Consider the following 1750-nt stretch of genomic DNA (forward strand, 5'->3'; position numbering starts at 1 on the left):
ATATCCCTTTCTTGCAAGAAAAAAGTAACTTTCTTATGTCGAACTCACGTTAATTTAAATTTACTTCTTTATTCGGGCGTAAAGGTAATATGTTTTTATATAATAAGCAAACTTACTATATATTATTTTATAAATATTTTTTTAAGGTGTAGGTATTACTATGAGTTAGGGATATAAAAACTCCCCGCCGATAGATTTCTCTACAAGCGGGAAGGGGGGGGTATTTTATTTTCAATATCTTACTCTGGTGCTGAATAGGTTACTATATCAATACCGATACCGTTGGGGTCTATAATAGCAAAATGGCGGTCGCCCCAAGGCTCTTCGCGAAGCGCTATGGCAATGGGTACGCCCTGCTCTTTTAACTTGTGGTAATAGTCGTCTACATTCTCTACTTCAATGGTGAGGTATACGCCCTGTTGAGTAAAAGGTTTTTGGAATATAGGCTGTTGCGAAGGGTGATTAGGTAACAAAAAACTGATTTCTGCCTCTTGATTGGGGGTGTGCAACAGCAAATAAAAGTCGTTTTCAAAAGTAACGCCAAATTGCAATACTTGGGTGTAGAAAGCCTTGCTCTCGGCTAATTTCTCGGTGATAATACCTGCGTTTAATTTCATTCTGATAATGTATTTGTTATTCGGAGGCAAAAGTACTGCAAGCGCAGGGAATACAATTGTAAAAAACGGACATTCTTCAGCCCAACACCTTACTCGGGGTATCACCATAGAATGTTTTAAACGATTTGATAAAGTGGGCTTGGTCGTAATAAGTATCTAAAAAGGAATGGTTATGGTAGGCTTTCACTCTTAGTATATGTTGGAAGCGCACAATATTGCTAAAAGTCTTGGGACTATCGCCTATGTAGTAGTCGAAAAGGCGGCGCAACTGTCGGGTGCTGATACCGGTATCCAACTCACTGATGTGTATGCTACCTTTGCTTTGCAATATCTGTGAAAGTGCCGAGAAAAAGCGGTTGTCCATCTGCAAGGAGTGTTGAGATAGGTGGCGGAGAAAATAGTTGTTCAAACGCTGTGCAATGGCAGGTAAGGCAATAGGAGCTTCCAACTGCTGAGCAATAAAAGTAGCCAAGGCGGGTACTACCTCACGCAAGGGAATTTCTTGTGCGCTGATTTCAAAAGCATCCTGACCAAAAAGTAGCGGAAAGGCACTGGGCAGAAAGCGCACCCCTACATAGTGAAAGGCACCCGTTATAGGAAACTCTACATACGTATTGCAATAGCCCATAACGGAACTCATCTGCGCGTTGTTGCAGTCAAAAAATAGGTCTATACAACCATCGGCAACTACTCGGTAGCAAAAAGGTGTGTTACGCGGAGGAGATTTCAGTTCCCAATAGCAATAGATTAACGGGCGCAAAGCCTCACACGGAAGAAACTCGATATAGGTAACCTCTTTTTCTTCCGCAGGAATAACCGATTGCATAGGGTGATAATAGGGACGAAGTGATAACACGTTGTTTGCTATTGATGAAGGGCAAAAGTACAAATAATTAGCCAATTAGCAAATGTGTTAATTATAATAAAAATCCCGCTGGTAGGCAAAGCCTACCAGCGGGGATTCTTATAATTTTACTAGGTTTATAGATATTTTCCTGTAATACTATTGGCATTATTCTTTACTGATTGAGGGGTGCCTTGAGCTACGATTCTTCCGCCTGCGGCACCGCCACCGGGCCCCATATCGATAATATAATGAGCATTGCGAATGACGTCTAAATCGTGTTCAATCA

At 41.3% G+C, this 1750-nt stretch carries 2 protein-coding genes; both read right to left on the reverse strand.

What is annotated here, in order from left to right; translation table 11 throughout:
* Positions 1-239: 239 nt before the first annotated feature.
* Positions 240-617, reverse strand: coding sequence for a VOC family protein (locus tag Q0162_RS05370; protein WP_297890145.1), 378 nt, complete (start codon positions 615-617; stop codon positions 240-242).
* Positions 618-693: 76 nt separating this feature from the next.
* Positions 694-1443, reverse strand: coding sequence for a helix-turn-helix domain-containing protein (locus Q0162_RS05375; RefSeq protein ID WP_297890148.1), 750 nt, complete (start codon positions 1441-1443; stop codon positions 694-696).
* Positions 1444-1750: the final 307 nt, after the last annotated feature.

It is taken from the genome of uncultured Capnocytophaga sp. (genome assembly GCF_937936315.1).
In the GTDB taxonomy this organism is placed as follows: domain Bacteria; phylum Bacteroidota; class Bacteroidia; order Flavobacteriales; family Flavobacteriaceae; genus Capnocytophaga.

What these genes read in the sequence shown, in the direction of transcription:
- Q0162_RS05375 (WP_297890148.1), bottom strand. Translation starts at nt 1,443, where the DNA reads ATGCAATCGGTTATTCCTGCGGAAGAAAAAGAGGTTACCTATATCGAG.
- Q0162_RS05370 (WP_297890145.1), bottom strand. Translation starts at nt 617, where the DNA reads ATGAAATTAAACGCAGGTATTATCACCGAGAAATTAGCCGAGAGCAAG.